At 59.5% G+C, this 15,771-nt stretch carries 13 protein-coding genes; 9 read left to right on the top strand and 4 right to left on the bottom strand.

Annotated features, from left to right (window positions below):
• Window positions 1–374 precede the first annotated feature (374 nt).
• From JQ558_RS35075 to JQ558_RS35065, 3 genes are all read right to left on the bottom strand, one after another.
• Entirely contained in the window at window positions 375–1,400 is a 1,026-nt protein-coding gene (locus JQ558_RS35075; RefSeq protein WP_409410621.1) for an NAD-dependent epimerase, read from the bottom strand.
• Between the two features lie 107 nt (window positions 1,401–1,507).
• Window positions 1,508–2,875, bottom strand: a complete 1,368-nt coding sequence (locus tag JQ558_RS35070; RefSeq protein WP_212213652.1) for an HlyD family type I secretion periplasmic adaptor subunit — start codon at window positions 2,873–2,875, stop codon at window positions 1,508–1,510.
• 11 nt (window positions 2,876–2,886) lie between these two features.
• Window positions 2,887–4,530 (bottom strand): type I secretion system permease/ATPase, encoded by a 1,644-nt coding sequence (locus JQ558_RS35065; RefSeq protein ID WP_249142774.1) that lies wholly within the window; start codon window positions 4,528–4,530, stop codon window positions 2,887–2,889.
• On the opposite strand from JQ558_RS35065, the gene JQ558_RS35060 reads away from it, so the two are divergent.
• From JQ558_RS35060 to JQ558_RS35050, 3 genes are all read left to right on the top strand, one after another.
• The gene (locus tag JQ558_RS35060; RefSeq protein WP_212296558.1) at window positions 4,502–4,867 is read left to right on the top strand and encodes a hypothetical protein; all 366 of its coding nucleotides are present in this window, start codon (window positions 4,502–4,504) and stop codon (window positions 4,865–4,867) included. The genes JQ558_RS35065 and JQ558_RS35060 overlap by 29 nt on opposite strands.
• A gap of 168 nt (window positions 4,868–5,035) precedes the next feature.
• Window positions 5,036–6,124 carry a glycosyltransferase family 1 protein gene (locus tag JQ558_RS35055; protein ID WP_212296552.1) on the top strand — a complete coding sequence of 363 codons (1,089 nt, stop codon included), beginning with the start codon at window positions 5,036–5,038 and terminating at the stop codon, window positions 6,122–6,124.
• Window positions 6,125–6,268: 144 nt separating this feature from the next.
• Window positions 6,269–7,417, top strand: coding sequence for a glycosyltransferase family 4 protein (locus JQ558_RS35050; RefSeq protein WP_212296551.1), 1,149 nt, complete (start codon window positions 6,269–6,271; stop codon window positions 7,415–7,417).
• 126 nt (window positions 7,418–7,543) lie between these two features.
• On the opposite strand, the gene JQ558_RS35045 is transcribed toward JQ558_RS35050, so the two are convergent.
• Entirely contained in the window at window positions 7,544–7,720 is a 177-nt protein-coding gene (locus tag JQ558_RS35045) for a hypothetical protein (protein ID WP_212296557.1), read from the bottom strand.
• 234 nt (window positions 7,721–7,954) lie between these two features.
• On the opposite strand from JQ558_RS35045, the gene JQ558_RS35040 reads away from it, so the two are divergent.
• The 6 genes from JQ558_RS35040 to JQ558_RS35015 all read left to right on the top strand — a co-directional run bounded on the left by JQ558_RS35040 (window position 7,955) and on the right by JQ558_RS35015 (window position 15,660).
• Window positions 7,955–8,233 carry a hypothetical protein gene (locus JQ558_RS35040; RefSeq protein ID WP_212213661.1) on the top strand — a complete coding sequence of 93 codons (279 nt, stop codon included), beginning with the start codon at window positions 7,955–7,957 and terminating at the stop codon, window positions 8,231–8,233.
• A gap of 572 nt (window positions 8,234–8,805) precedes the next feature.
• Entirely contained in the window at window positions 8,806–9,996 is a 1,191-nt protein-coding gene (locus JQ558_RS35035; protein ID WP_249142773.1) for a polysaccharide biosynthesis/export family protein, read from the top strand.
• Between the two features lie 462 nt (window positions 9,997–10,458).
• Window positions 10,459–11,646 (top strand): glycosyltransferase family 4 protein, encoded by a 1,188-nt coding sequence (locus JQ558_RS35030; RefSeq protein ID WP_212296549.1) that lies wholly within the window; start codon window positions 10,459–10,461, stop codon window positions 11,644–11,646.
• 74 nt (window positions 11,647–11,720) lie between these two features.
• Complete coding sequence (locus tag JQ558_RS35025; protein WP_212296548.1) at window positions 11,721–12,920, top strand: glycosyltransferase family 4 protein; 1,200 nt, start codon at window positions 11,721–11,723, stop codon at window positions 12,918–12,920.
• A gap of 317 nt (window positions 12,921–13,237) precedes the next feature.
• Window positions 13,238–14,392: a glycosyltransferase family 4 protein gene (locus JQ558_RS35020; protein WP_249128189.1), complete on the top strand. Its 1,155-nt coding sequence runs from the start codon at window positions 13,238–13,240 to the stop codon at window positions 14,390–14,392.
• A gap of 110 nt (window positions 14,393–14,502) precedes the next feature.
• A complete protein-coding gene (locus JQ558_RS35015) occupies window positions 14,503–15,660 on the top strand; it encodes a glycosyltransferase family 4 protein (protein ID WP_312015066.1) in 1,158 nt (385 codons plus the stop codon).
• Window positions 15,661–15,771 lie beyond the last annotated feature (111 nt).

Below are 15,771 nucleotides of genomic sequence, written 5' to 3'. Positions count from 1 at the left end.
CACGGCTTCGCCTGACGACAGCGAATATTGGTAGAGCTGCGGCGCTCCGAGGTTCCAGCGAACCTCTTTGAGTTTCTCTAAACCGAATTTATCGGCGCCAAAGGCACCGTTACGCACGCTTGTCTCTTGCACGAAGGATCTCCATCAATCACCGCACGACCTAGCGGTCGATCACGAAATGCGAATGACAATGAAACGCAAGAATAGTGCCACGAGCCGCGGCCTACCTACTCAAGACGACGGGCAGGCATGCAACAGCATCATGTCCGGCACAATCTGCCCGAATTGTAGTCGCGGGGCGTGAGATCTCCGGGCAGTTCGCCGGTGAGGCCGGCCGTAACCATTTCTTTTCTCGCCCGGATGGGCCGTGCCGGTCAGCCCGCCACGCCATGGTAACCGCGATACCATTCGACAAATCGCCGCAGGCCTTCAGCCAACGGCGTCGAAGGCGAGAAGCCGACATCGCGTTGCAGCGCCGATATGTCGGCACAGGTCTCGAGCACGTCCCCCGCCTGCATCGGAAGGAGATCCCGAACCGCCGGCTTTCCAATGATCTGTTCGAGCGTCGAGACAAAATCGAGCAAATTCACCGGCCGGTTGTTGCCAATGTTGTAGACGCGATACGGAGCCGCACTTGTGGCAGATTCAGGCCTCTCCGCATCCCAGGCCGGATTCGGCGCAGCCGGACGATCCAGGGTGCGGATCACTCCCTCCGCGATATCGTCAACATAGGTGAAGTCGCGCCGCATGTCACCGTGGTTGAAAATCCTGATCGGCTTGCCTTCGAAAATCGCGCGCGTGAAGAGATAGGCCGCCATATCGGGCCTTCCCCACGGGCCATACACGGTAAAGAACCGCAGGCCGGTGACCGGAAGCCGGTGCACATGGGCATAGGTGTGCGCCATCAGCTCGTTGGCTTTTTTACTTGCAGCGTAGAGGCTGACCGGATGATCGACCGAGTGCTCCGTCGAGTACGGAAGCGTGCGGTTGGCGCCGTAAACGGAACTCGAGGAAGCAAAAACCAGGTGCTTCACGTTGTGACGGCGGCTGCTCTCCAGCACGGTGACGAACCCGTCGCAATTCGCCCGGATGCAGGCGATCGGATCGTCGATCGATGCGCGAACGCCCGGCTGCGCGGCAAGATGCACGACGCGATCGGGTCTGACCGCATCGAAAACAAGTTTCGTCGCGCTGGAATCCGCAAGATCCGTTTCATGAAATGCGAAGCCCGTGTGCTGCTTCAGGTAATTGAGCCGGGCGCGCTTCAGCGCCGGATCGTAATAGGGCGTGAGCGCGTCGATGCCGACAACCTGCTCACCACGCGCGAGCAGCCGTTCGCACACCTGCATGCCGATAAATCCGGCGGCCCCAGTGATAATCACAGGTCCTAAAGTCGACACGGTCATCCTCATTCGGTCCGCGCATTACCAGCGTAAGGCAACTTGCCACGCTTCAAGCGCAATCTGCCAAATTCGTGTGCAGAGTATTTAAATCGCCGTTCGCGCGTTCAATCCCTGAAAGACGTATGCAGGGCATCCGTCAGCGGCGACACGATATATTCCAGCGCCGTGCGCTCACCGGTCGCGACCACGACGTCGGCCTGCATGCCCGCGATCAGCTTGTCGCGGTAGCGTTCATCGAGCTTGGCATCGGAGAGATCGATGAGGCCGAGGAAATAGGGCTGCTTGGTAACATCGTCCACCAGTCTGTCATGCGAAATGGATGCCAGCTTTCCGGTCATCATTTGAATCCCGCGCGCGCGAAGACCCGGGAAACGAATTTCGGCGGTCTGCCCCACGCTGAGATGTTCGATCGAGTTGACGGGAAGCTGGGCGTGAACGACGAGCTTTTGGTTGCTGGGAACGATTTCCATCAGCGATTCGCCGGCACGAACGACCTGTCCGACCGTGAACACCTTGAGATTCTGTACGGTGCCGGCCCGCGGCGCGCGAATATCGAGGCGCGTGAACAAGTCCCGCGCCACGATCAGCTTTTCCTTCGCGGTGTTTATCTTCTGGCGCGTTTCCAGCAGCTGGGCCGATACTTCCTCCTGGAATTTCTGCTCCAGCTGCATCACCTGCAGGCGCGCTTCGCTGATTCCGTTGGTCGCTTTCGCCGTATCCGCGATGGCACGGCCGACGATGCCCTCAAGGCGCGTGCGCTCCCTTTCCATGGCAAGCACGCGCGTGATCGGGATCAGCCCCCGCTCCTTCAGCGAACGAAGGCCCGTCAACTCCTCGTCGAGGAAACCGATCTGCTTCTCGGTCGACGACTTCTCGACGGAGATGCCTTCCATTTCCCACCCGAGCTGCTGAATCTTGGATTCGATCAGCGTGATCTGGGTCGCACGCGAGCGCTTGCGCTCTTCAAATTGCAGCGTTTGGTCCTGGACGATCCTGGCCAGGATCGGTGAAGCGGCCTGCCGCTCCAATAGTTCCGGGGGAAAGGTGATGCGATCGCGGCGATCAATTTCGGCAACCAGCGACGCTTCGAGCGCGAGTGCGCCGTCGAGTTGACTGCGCACCGTCTCGAGCCCCGAGCTCGCCTGCAGCGGTGACAAATTGACCAGCAATTGCCCTTCAACGACGGACTGGCCTTCTCTGACCGAAATCTCGCTCACCATACCGCCTTCGAGGTGCTGCACCACCTTGCGGCTGTCCTCGATCATGACGACGCCCTGCGCAACGACGCCGCGGTCGAGCGGTGCGACAGCCGCCCATCCACCCATCACTCCGAAAGTGAAAATGATCAGCGTGTATCCGGCGATCGCCGTTTTGCCTTGCGCATGGGCAAATGGCAGCGAATTGGGGACGCGGCGGGGAATACCGGCCTTGAAGCGCGCGGGAATTGAAAACGGAAGCTTGAACTCGAACATGATGACCGACCTCAGCCTGCCGCAGCCCGAACGGGCACTGGAGGAGCGATCAAATGCTTGAGCACGTCGTGGCGCGGACCAAACACCTGCGCCATGCCGCCCTCGAGCACGAGAATCTTGTCGGCGACGGTCAGTACGCTGATCTTGTGGGTGATCAGAATGACTGTGGTGCCGAACGAGCGAAATCGGCTGATGGCCTGGACCAGCGCTTCCTCGCCGCCCTGGTCCAGACTTGCATTGGGTTCATCGAGCACGACCAGGGCCGGACGATCAAAGAATGCCCGCGCCAGCCCGATGCGCTGGCGCTGACCGCCCGATAGCGTGGCGCCCCCCTCGCCGACCGCGGTGTTGTAGCCGTCCGGCAAGAGCTGGATCATCTCGTGACATCCGCAAAGCCGGGCGGTCTCGATCACCGCTTCGCTGTCGACCTCTTGAAAGCGCGCGATGTTCTGCGCGACGGTTCCGGAAAACAGCTCAATGTCCTGCGGCAGATAACCGATGTAGCGACCGCGTTCGCGCGGATTCCAATGCGAAAAATCGAAGCCGTCGAGACGCACATTGCCTGACGACGGTCGCCACACGCCCGTAATCACCCGAGCCAGGCTGGATTTTCCGGCGGCGCTCGGGCCGACAATGCCCACGACTTCGCCCGGTCGTGCTTCGAACGAGATGTTCCGCAAGGTGCTGCGGGACTGTTCCGGAGGCCCTGCGGTGACCGCCTCGAGCGTCAGATGGCCGACCGGCCGCGGCAGGCTCACCCGCTTCGGCTCCTCGCCGGCGACGGCGAACAATTTGACAAGCCTGCTCCAGCTGTTGCGCGCGTTGGTCAGCCCCTTCCAGTTTCCGACGACGCCCTCGACCGGAGCAAGGGCCCGCCCGACAAAGATCGAGGCGGCGATGATCATGCCCGCGGAAATCTGATTGTGGATCGCAAGATAGGCGCCAAGGCCCAGTACCATCGCTTGCAGGAACATGCGGACGAACTTGGACGCGGCCGCCATCAACCCCGACCGTGTGCCCGCGATTGCCTGAAGATTGAGCACATGGGTATGTTGCGCAATCCAGGTCTCGCGCAGGACGTCGAGCATGCCCATGGCATGAATGACTTCGGCATTGCGCAGGGCAGATACGGCCTTCTGATTGGCCGCGATCGACGTCTTGGAGGCTTGGCTCATCGGGCCCGTGGTGGCGAGCTCACTGGCAAGCGTCAACAGGAAGATGAGAGCTGAACCGACCAGCGCGATAGCCCCGAACCAGGGGTGAAGAAAGAAGCAGGTCACGATGAAGATCGGCATCCACAGCAGGTCGCACAGCGCAATCAGGGCGGGACCGGCGATGAACTCGCGAACAGAATCGAGGTCCCGCAGCGTTTGTCCCTGGGCAAGGCGAGGGAAATGCAGGCCGGCGGAGTGCGTTGCATCAAAGACCGAGCCGGCCAGCTTGCTGTCGACGGCGAGGCTGGCCTGAACCATCAGGCGCGAGCGCAGCATCTCAAGCAGCGCATTGATGATCAGGAGATAACCTACCAGCAGCGTGATGCCGAGCAGCGTGGTCTCGTTGCGGCTGCCGATCACCCGGTCATAGATCTGCAGCATATAAAGCGGGCTGGTGAATGCGAGCAGATTAATGAAGAAGCTGAAAACCACCGTCGTCATGACTGCCGGAACGCACGACCTCACGCCGTTGACGAGAACGGCGCTTGCCTTAATTGGACCAGACCCAGCCATTGCGAAAATCCCGCTCCACCATTCTGCGCTGATCCAACAAGGAAACATGCCCGCGCACGTCCCATGCGCGCAGAATGTGTGCTTTTTGTTGCGCGGTGAGTTCCATCTCCACTCAATTAAATCCAGCCGACAGCGCGCGCCCGATCAACATCAAACCAAATTCGTTCCTAAACAATTAGCACGCTGCAAGATTCATGAAGCCGACATGCTCGTTTGGTTGCTTTTGATTGAACCTCTCTTGCCAGCACGGCATGTGCTGATTTAACGGAGGCAGCATGCGTGCGGAACGGTTCCCACGGATGGTTCGCCATGCCAGACTTCGCCTTGCCAGACTTCGCCTTGCCAGAATTGGCACAATTCGAACTCACTCCCTCGTGCCCACTAACAAGGCAGCAACGGGCGCTGGGTGCGTGAAAGCTGAAGAAGATCGTCTTTGAAAATTTTCATCAACGGTAGATTCCTGTCGCAATCGCTTACGGGCGTTCAGCGCTATGCCGCCGAAATGGTTAAGGCCATGGATCGCCTGCTGGCGTCCGGGCAAGCCGCGCAGCCCCTGCTCGCGGCGGAATGGCAGCTCCTCGCCCCGCCCAACGCGAAGGCCGAGCTCGACCTCGCCGTCATCAGGACCAGACAGGTGGGCCAACGGACCGGGCATGCCTGGGATCAGATCGACCTTGCGCGGGCGTCGGCGGGCGGCCGGCTGATCAGCCTCGCCAACTCCGGGCCGGTTCTGCACCGTAACCACCTCGTCGTCCTGCATGACGCACAGGTGTTTCGCCGGCCGGATTTCTTCAGCCGGAGCTACCTGATGCTGCATCGGACGCTGGGCCACCTGCTGGCCCGAACCGCGACAATCGCCACGGTTTCCGAGTTCTCGCGGCGCGAACTCGCCGCCGCCCTGCGGCTGGCACCGCCGGCCATTCCGGTGTTTTCCAACAGCGCCGAGCATTTTGCGGCAACAGTGCCGGATTTTGGGGTGATCGACCGGTTGGGCCTCGTTCCCAACAGATACTTTCTCTTCGTCGGGTCGATGACGAAAAACAAGAATGTTTCGCTGGCGATCCAGGCGTCGGAGCGGCTGGGCCGCGCGGATATTCCGCTCGTCGTGGTCGGCGGCGACAACAGCAAGGTGTTTTCGGACGGCCCCACCGCCGCAAAGGCCGGAGTTGTGATGGCGGGCCGGCTCAGCGACGAAGAGATCGCGGCGCTGTTTTCGCGGGCAAATGCGTTTATTTTCCCCAGCCTTTATGAAGGCTTCGGTGTGCCTCCGCTGGAGGCAATGTTCTTCGCATGTCCGGTGATAGCGAGTACGGCAGAGGCGGTACGCGAGACCTGCGGAGACGCCGCCGCCTATTTCGACCCGCTCAGCGTGGACCAGCTGCATCAGCGCATGCTCGAAAGAATTGCAGCCGGAGGCATCTCCGGCCCCGAGCGGCAGAAACAGGAATCACGCCTGGCAGCCTATTCCTGGGATAAATCCGCTGCCGCCATGTTGCGTTTTCTCGAAAAACCCCCAGTTTAAAATTTAAATAAACGTATTAAACCTGAACAAAGGCAGGAACCCACCACATCGCGGCCCAATTATTGCTGCGTAATGGGGTCAGCCTTGTCGTATCAGCGCGAAGAAAATGAAGGATTAAGGGTGCCCAGCAGTCAGGTTAGAACCATGAAAGTTCTGCATGTCGCCGAAACGATCCGGGGCGGCATCGCGACTTATCTCAACGAGCTGCACCCCCATCAGCGCACCAGCCTCGGCGCCGGCAACGTGCACTACGTCATTCCATCCGGTCATCGGACCGATTTGGTTGGGATCGAAGATGCGGAGATCACGGAATTCGGCCGTTCGGACCGGGGTGTTTCGGGCCTGTTCCGGATGCTGGTCGCGACCCTGCGCGCGGTGCACCGCCAGCAACCGGATGTCGTTCACCTGCACTCCTCGTTTGCCGGACTGGTTCTCCGCCCGTTCCTGTTGCTGAGGCGCAAGCGGCCGCGGGTCGTTTACTGTCCGCACGGCTGGGCGTTTTCTCGCGAGACGGGCCGGCTGAGCCATCAGGTCACCAAAATCACGGAAGGTATCCTCGCCAAGATCACGGATCGGATCATCTGCATTTCGAGGGATGAATACAAAGAGGGGGTTCAGGCCGGAATTGACCCCGATCGCCTGGTTCTTGTGCACAACGGTATTTCGAAGCACCGCCCGCTGCTCGATACGGTCTCGGCGATATGGCCTTCGGACAAGACCAAGGTTCTGTTCATCGGCCGCCTCGACCGCCAGAAGGGGTACGATCTCCTGACCGAAGCCGCCCGCGCGCTCGAGGACCAGGTGGACGTCCGGATCGTCGGGGCTTCGGTGATCGGCAAATACAAGGATGAGGGGCGTGCGCTTCCCTCCAACGTCTCGTTGCTGGGCTGGCAGGATCGGCACCAGATCGAGGCCCAGCTCGAAAAGGCCGATCTCGTCGTCATCCCCTCACGCTGGGAGGCCTTCGGCCTCGTCGCCCTCGAGGCGATGCGGGCGGCCAAACCGATCATTGCCTTTCGCATCGGCGCGTTGCCGGAAATCGTCGAAGATGGCGTGACGGGTGTGCTTTGTGAACCTACTTCCGCCGCCCAACTCGCTGAAGGGTTTCGGCGTGCGCTGAAGCTCGATCTGCCTGCGGTCGGTCAGCGAGGCTACGAGCGCTTCAGACAGCTTTATGACATCGAGAAGACGCATCGCGTCCTGAGCCAGGTCTATGTCGACCTCGGTCGAGGCGATCACATCCGATCCCGGCAACAAGCCGAGCTGCAATCGGATTCGCCGAACAATTTCTGATCGTCGCCGCAGCCTTGCTGCTTGCTGCGCCGACTTAATTTTCAAAGAAATTTAATTTTCAAGGGCCTTAATTTTCAAAGGCCTGGACGCCGCGTTGAACGGCTGGCTTCCGGGCCTCGTCAAATTTCACCTGCCCAGCCACAGAAAGTCGACTCCGCGCGGCTTCTGGTCATCGCTGGCGGCGGACTCGTTGCCGCGCTCGCGCCTGTCGGAGAACGACCACCGTATCAGGACAGCGACGAGCAACGCGCAGGTCAAAAACCCAGCGGTGAACGCCAACAATGCCATCGGTAGGGCATCCATTTCGCCTGCCTCCCCTTTTCTCGTTTGAAGGGAGTATAGCTAGGGAGCCCGAATTAGTAAGTAGTTACATCGATCCAAGAGACTCGTGCTTAACGGCTGAAATCCCTAACAAATCTTGGACAACTGGCGATCGCTGCGGCGCGCGAAATATTGTTGCGCTGCGGCATCGATTTGCGGCGAGTTCCCCGTGCCAACTCATGTATAAGTGGCGGACGCCCCTGAGGAGGCTTCCATTTGGAAACGCTGCTGTACGTTTTGGCAGGCTGGTTCGTGTTTAATATCCTTTTCGCCCTGGCAATGTACTTTCGACCGATCCGGCCAAATCCTGCCTCAACCGATAACCCGGCCAAATCTCACGCTGCGGATCCATCCGATGCCGCGAGCGGGCGTCAAATACAATTTGAATCGTCCGGTGGACGCGGCCATTCCATCGTCACCAGGGTTTTGTTCTTTGGCCACTGGCTAAGCGACCGCGTTCGCTCATCGATCGCCGCGAAGCAAGAACCCACCTAGCCGTTCAAATCCTGCGTGCGCCCGCTGCAGCCGATCGGGACGGCTGTCCTGGGCGCCCTGTATCCGCCCCTCGGGCGGGCGCGGCAAGCGCGCCGAACCGCGTTCCGCGCCCGATCGTTCCGCCGCCTTGGGCTCGGCGTCCCAAGGATCATTCGGCGGATCATTCGGCTGCTCGTTCGGCCGGTCGCTCGACCCTGCATGTCGACCTCGATCCGCGGCACCGCACTCATCCGCCGCGGCGTATGCGCGCCGTCGCCCTGATATTAAATAGCGCCGAATAATACGGTATTTAATTTCCCGCCGGACATGAAGGCGAGATCGTGACGAGAAAACGGCAGACTTACTGACCGATACACGCCATGCTCAAACTTTAGCCAGGTTTTGCTCAGAACCCTCTCAATGCAAGTTGCAAGAAGGTCACATGGACGAGGCTTTACCTCGGAAGGCGGTCGCTCGGGAGTGACTTCGGATCCGGATGGTTGCTACGGTTAAACCGGACGAAGAGTTTTAAATTGGACCAAGCGTATCACGAGGGTGCTGCAGTGATTGAAAGAAGAGCAAATGCAAGAGGGTTGATTTGTTCTTCTGCTCTTTTCGCTGCACTGGCGTTCGGCCTTGGCGGCTGCGCGGGCTTTATTCCGACGGATGCGCCGGATGGATCAGCGACACATTCGAACGCTGCGATCGTCACGCAGCCATCGGCACCACTTCCCTACATCCTGATGCCGATCAATCCGGTGGTGCTGCAGGCCACCAATTCCTTCACCGACGGGGCGGGATTGGTATTTTCCAAATTGCCTGGCGGGAACTATCGCGATGTGACCATTGGCGTCGGCGATATCGTCACCGTCACCGTTTACGAAGCGCAGGCCGGCGGTCTGTTCATCCCGCGCGAAGCGGGCGTGAGGCCGGGTAATTTCGTCGACATTCCGCGCCAGCAGGTCGACCAGTCCGGCAACATCAACATTCCGTATGCCGGTTCGATCAAGGTATCCGGCCTCACCCCGCGCGCGGTAGGCAATATCATCCGCGAACGTCTCAAGGATCGCGCGATCGACCCACAGGCCGTCGTCAGCGTTGCAGAGCAGCGCGGCAACCAGGTTAGCGTGCTTGGCGAGGTCAACACGCCGCTGCGCTTTCCCGTCGATCCCGGCGGCATTCGACTGATGGGCGCCATCGCGCGTGCAGGCGGTCCTAAATATCCCTCTTACGAATCCACCATCACGATCAAACGAGCTGGCCGTACCTACAACGAGTCGATGTCGAGCGTGGTCCGTCATCCCGGCGAAGACATCTTGCTCGCTCCCGGCGACGTCGTCTTCCTGACGCGAATTCCGAGGGTGTTCATGGTCTTCGGCTCGACACCGTCGCCTGGCTCGATCGGTGGCACCAACAACCGCCGTTTCACCTTCGAAAACGACAGCATGACGTTGGCCGAAGCGCTGGCGAAAGCCGGCGGTCTGGACGGCATCCGCGCCGATGCCAAATCGATCTTCGTCTATCGCTTCGAACCAAAGCCGCTGCTGGAGAGGGTCGGACTTAACGTATCTCAATTCCCGACCGAGCTGGCGCCTGCCATCTACAAGTTCGACATGAGCAAGCCCGATGGCTGGTTCCACGCAGATTCATTCCGGATGCGCGATCACGACGTGATTTCGGTTGCGGAGTCGCCGTCGACCGAGTTCATCAAGCTGATGAACCCGCTGAACGCGGCGACCACGAATGCAGCAAATATCAGCGCCACCATTGCGAATACGCGATAGACCGGGGATGGGGTATCGCCTCGATCGAACCGCAAAGCGAGGATAGACGCGTTCAGGCAATCGACCGCGGTACCGAGCGCAGTTGAGAGCGCCTGGACGAATGTGGTTTCTAACTCCCGGTTGCCCGTGCGCTATCATCGGCCACAACCGGTTGGACGAGAGCCATTGTCTGGATCAATTCCGTCTGGATCAATTTCGTCTGGATCAAGTTCCGGAGCACGTCGGGCGCGACGGCCGCACGCTGATCCGACGTTCCCTGCAACCGACCTGCAACTGAAACGCATGGCAGCGGGTAACCAGACTGCCTATCTCTCGATCAAGCACCGAAGCCAAATGCCGGAACGGCATGCCGCATCGGAACCCCGCTGCCGGTCGATGCAGATGGCCCGACTTCCCTCGCCTTCAGTTTCCCTTGGCGAATGGAACTCTCGCACCCGGCAAGCTTCCAACCTGAGGCGATCCTTGAGAATACTCATCGTCAATACGCTTTATCCTCCGGAGATCATCGGGGGCGCTGAAGTTTCCGTGTCCCTGCTCGCGCAAGCCCTTTCCCGCAACCACCATCAGGTTTCCGTCGTCAGCCTGCATGACGCGCAGAATACCGCGGTCAGCGACATGAAGGGTGTCCGCGTCTACAGGCTCCAGATCGACAATGATTACTGGCCATTCGGCCGGGATCGAAAGCCATCGCGGCTGCAACGCCTGAAATGGCACTTGCGCGACACCTGGAACCGGAAGGCCGCCAAACGGTTCGCGGAAATCCTGGATATTGAAAAGCCTGACGTCGTCCACACCAACAATCTGACGGGATTTTCAGTGGCACTCTGGTCGGAAGCCAGGCGCCGCAACATCAGAATCGTGCATACGTTGCGCGACTACTCGTTGCTCTGCAAAAGGTCGACGCTTTTCAAGAATGGCGCTACCTGCGAGCGCCGATGCACGTCATGCGCTGCCATGACGGCTTCGTCCCGGCTGGCCTCGCGATTGGTCGATGCCGTCGCATCCAACAGCCAGTACGTGCTCGATCGACATCAACGTCTCGGATACTTTTCCGGAATTCCCGAACGCGTGATCTTCAACATTGCCGACACCAGCGCACTTGCCCCTGCGGCGGCCCCCTCCGATGAGGATGACCTGACATTTGGATTCATCGGACGGATTGAAGCCGAAAAAGGCATCGATGTCGTGCTCAAGGCCACAGAATTGCTGCCCGACACCGGTTGGCAGCTCAAGATTGCCGGTAGCGGGCTCGAATCCGATGTCCGGGAATTCAAAGCCCGTCACCCGAGCGACCGGGTGAAGTGGCTGGGCTTTGCCAAATCTCAGGATTTTTACGCCGGTATCGACGTCTGCCTGATCAGCTCGGTCTGGCCGGAGCCGCTGCCGCGCACCCTGATCGAGGGAATTTGCGCCGGCCGCGCCACAATTTGTTCCACTGCGGGTGGGATACCGGAGATATCGGGGTTTTCTAACCTTATCGGTATGTACCAACCAAGCGATCACCGCGAGCTGGCCGGACTAATGTTGAAGGGGATCGACGAGGCCGCTCGATGGAAAAAAAGCCTGCCTCCGCGACCAGACTTTGCGGAGAAGTTCACGCCTGAGACCATTACCCGCGAATATTTGGAGATGTATTCGGCCGACAGCTAGGGGGACCGTTCTGTACCAATGAGAACAATTGCAACCAATCGCTATGCGACCTTCACCGGGACGGCTCATTTTTGATGAGGGTCCTTGTTACAACATCCCTCTACCCGACGCCGCTGGCTCCAAAGGTCATCGGCGGCGCGGAAATATTCGTACGCAAACTGGTCGAAGGCTTCGTCGCCAGCGGAGACAGTGTGGAAGTGATCCGCGCCGCGTCAGCCCCCAACCAGCAAACTGAATCATGCGACGATGTCGATATCTATTCCGAGCCGGTCAGTAACATCTATCTGCCGTTCACCGAACAACACAGCGCACCAATGCGGGGACTCTGGCACGCGGTCGAGGATTGGCGACGATCGACAAAACTGGTCGCCGACCGGATCAAGGCGTTCAGGCCTGACGTGCTGCATTCCAATAATCTGTCGGGCCTGACGACGGCGGTCTGGAAAGCCGCATCCGACCACGGCGTCCCTATCGTCCACACCTTGCATGATTATTATCTGACGTGCCCGCGATGTTCGCGCTTCTCCCACGGCAGCACCTGCACGCACACCTGTTTCAGCTGCAAGTTGCTGACCGTAAGCCGCCGCACTGCGACCAGGCAGCTCAGCGCGATCGTTGGCGTGAGCCAGCGCATTCTGGATATTCACACGGAGTTGGGCCTCTTCGCAGACACCCCGCTGCGCAAGGTCATCAGACACGCTTCGGCACTCCCCCCGGTCGCGCCCGAGCCCAGACGCCCGGCCGACCTCCTGACGCTGGGTTTCATCGGGCGCCTCACGGAGGAGAAAGGCATTTACAATCTGGTCAAGGCTGTCGGCACGTTGCCGCCAAACTCCGTCAAGCTGGTGATCGCAGGCTCTGCCAGCGCCGAGATGAAGGAGCGGTTGATTGCCCTGGCACCTGAAGCCCAGATCGAATTCCTGGGATTTGTCGCGCCCGAAACGTTCTATCGTCAAATCGACGTCGTGGTCATTCCGCCGATCTGGGAGGAGCCCGGCCCCATCGTGGTCGCTGATGCCCAGGCCGCCGGCAAACCCTTCCTCGGCACCCGCTTCGGAGGCATACCGGAGGCCGTTGCAAGGGGCGCGGTCGGATGGCTTACGGCGCCCGATCCCGACTCGCTGGCCGAAAGCATCAGGAAGATGTTGTCGAATCCTGACGAAGTAACAACGATGACCCGGAAGTTCGCCGACAAGAACAGTCAACGCACATTCTCGGAAGTCGTCGCCGAATACCGCGCGATCTTCGAGGAGTTGCGCCACCGTGAGGACTAGCCGTGTGATGGAGAACGATGCGGCTCCGTTTTCTCAAGTATCCTGCCGCCAGATAGCTGCCAACCCTATCGTCGGCGCCCGTTAACAAGGATTTAATTTCCTGATGTCCCTCGGGCAACGGGACATTTAATACTGCACACGTTGTTGCGTGCAGTGCCGCGCGTTTCGGCTGGCAGCACCGCTTGGTGGAAGGTAAGGTCGAACGAGTCGATCGTTCAGGACCTGCTTCGCAACAAGGCACCGGCGGTAATCGATCGACACCGATGAGGCGATAGTTGAAGATACTTCTCGTAAACAGCCTTTACCCTCCGGAAATCATGGGAGGCGCTGAAGTTTCCGTTTCTCTGCTGGCGGAAGCACTGGCCCTCAGGGGTCACCAGGTTTCCGTGATTTGCCTTCACAAGGCGGCGGAAACCTCGATCAGCGAGATCAGGGGTGTTCGCGTATACAGGTTGCAGATCGACAACGACTATTGGCCATTCGACCAGGATCGAAAGCCGTCGCGGCTGCGACGACTTAAATGGCATTTGCGTGACACCTGGAATCGCGAGGCGGCCAAACGCTTCGGAGCGGTTCTCGATGCTGAGGCGCCCGACGTTCTGCACACCAACAATCTCACGGGATTTTCGGTATCGTTGTGGTCGGAAGCCAAGCGCCGCAAGCTGCGGGTCGTCCACACGCTGCGCGACTATTCCCTGATCTGCAAAAGGTCGACCCTGTTCCGCAACGGACAGACATGTACCCGCCGGTGCCCGGCCTGCGCGACCATGACCGCCCCTTCCCTGATTGCTTCGCGCATGGTTGATGCCGTCGTTTCGAACAGCCAATTTGTGCTGGATCAGCACCAGAAACTTGGCTATTTCGCCAACATCCCGGGCAAGGTCATCTTCAATATTGCCGACGTCAGCGAGGCGGCCCCGGTTTCGCCGCCCGCTACCGGCGATCTGGTGTTCGGCTTCATTGGACGGATCGAAGCCGAAAAGGGTATCGAGGTCGTCCTGAAGGCGGCCGAACTGCTGCCTGACGTAGGCTGGAGGCTGAAGATTGCCGGAAAGGGGCTCGAGCAGTACGTAGGCAGCCTGAAGGCCGGCCAGAAGAACGATCGCATCGAATGGCTTGGCTTTACGAAAGCGGCGAATTTCTACGCCAGCATCGACGTCTGCCTCGTCAGCTCGGTCTGGCCGGAACCGCTGCCGCGGACGCTGATCGAAAGCATTAATGCCGGCCGCGCAACTATTTGCTCGACGGCAGGAGGGATTCCGGAGATTTCGGGATTTTCAAATATGGTGGGCTCCTACGAGCCGAACAATTTTCGTCAGTTGGCCGAGCTCATGGTGAAGGCGGTCAACGACACAACGAGATGGAAGATGACGCAGCCGCTACAACAGGACTTTGCAGATAAATTCTCGCCGGAGTCGGTCACGCGGCAATACATGGAGGTTTATTCGGCCGGCAGTTCGAAAGCTCCCTGACAGGGAATAGTTTCAAGCATCCATTTTCTATTGTTCTTGGGGACGAGACTCCTTCAATGAGAGTTCTTATTACGTCATCCATCTATCCAACGCCGCAGGCTCCAAAAGTCGTGGGCGGCGCCGAGATATTCGTGCGCCGGCTTGCCGAAAGCCTGGTGGGGAAGGGTGACAGCGTGGAAGTGATCCGCGCAGCGTCTGTTTCCAACCAGGCAATGGAAGCGTGCAACGGCATCGATGTTTATTCGGCGCCGGTAAAGAATGTGTATTTCCCGTTCAGCAAACCTCATGGCGCGCCGATCCGGGCGGTCTGGCACGCGGTGGAAGACTGGCAGCAGACCGCGCAACTGGTTGCCGCACGGATACGGGCCTTCAAGCCCGATATCCTGCATTCCAATAACCTCTCGGGATTGACGACGGGGGTATGGAAAACTGCTTCGGACCTGGGCATTCCGATCCTTCATACCCTTCACGACTATTACCTGACCTGCCCGCGGTGCTCCCGCTTTTCGAACGGAAGCGCGTGCACTCACACCTGCGTCAGTTGCAAGATTTTGACGGTCAACCGACGCAGCACGACCAAGCATCTCGACGCCGTCGTGGGCGTGAGCCAACGTATCCTTGATATCCATACCCAGTTCGGGTTGTTTGCCGATACGCCACTGCGCACCGTCATTCGCAACGCTTCGACCGCCGATGTCGGCGACAAGGGCACGGAAAGTCCCGACGGAGTGGTTACCTTTGGATTTATCGGAAGGTTGACGCAGGAGAAGGGCATCTACAACCTCGTCCAGGCGGTTGCGGCAATTCCACCTCACCTGATGCGGCTTGTCGTCGCCGGCCATGCAACGGAAAGCCAGCGCGCGCATATCAAATCGCTGGCGCCCAACGCCCGAATTGATTTCCTGGGTTTTGTCGCACCCAGGGAATTCTATGAACAGGTCGATGTCGTGGTGGTTCCGTCAGTCTGGGAAGATCCAAGCCCGCTGGTGGTGGCCGACGCGCAGGCGGCCGGAAAACCGCTGCTTGGGACCCGCTTCGGGGGAATACAGGAAGTCATCGAACAGGATGTTACGGGGTGGCTGACGGCGCCTGACCCCGGCTCTCTGACCAAGAGCCTGTTGCATATCATTGAATCCCCGCGGCAGATTTCCGATATCAGCCAACGGTTAAGAGCCGGGCTCAACAAATGGACCTTCGTCGACGTCGTCGCCAGGTATCGCGATGCATTCGAGCGCGTCAGGCAATCCCGGGGAATGGCCAGATCATGATGGTCCCGGCCATAGCGGCTGAGAGCTTCGCCCCGGCTCGATGCCTGGACTGGCCGCCAATTCGTGCCGGCCTGCGATGATCCGCCTCCTCGCGTTCGGCGGCTATGTTTT

The sequence above is a fragment of the Bradyrhizobium sp. AUGA SZCCT0160 genome, from assembly GCF_018130105.1.
Taxonomy (GTDB): domain Bacteria; phylum Pseudomonadota; class Alphaproteobacteria; order Rhizobiales; family Xanthobacteraceae; genus Bradyrhizobium.
The sequence above is the reverse complement of the archived record's forward strand: the minus strand, read 5'-3'. Positions and strand labels throughout refer to the sequence as shown.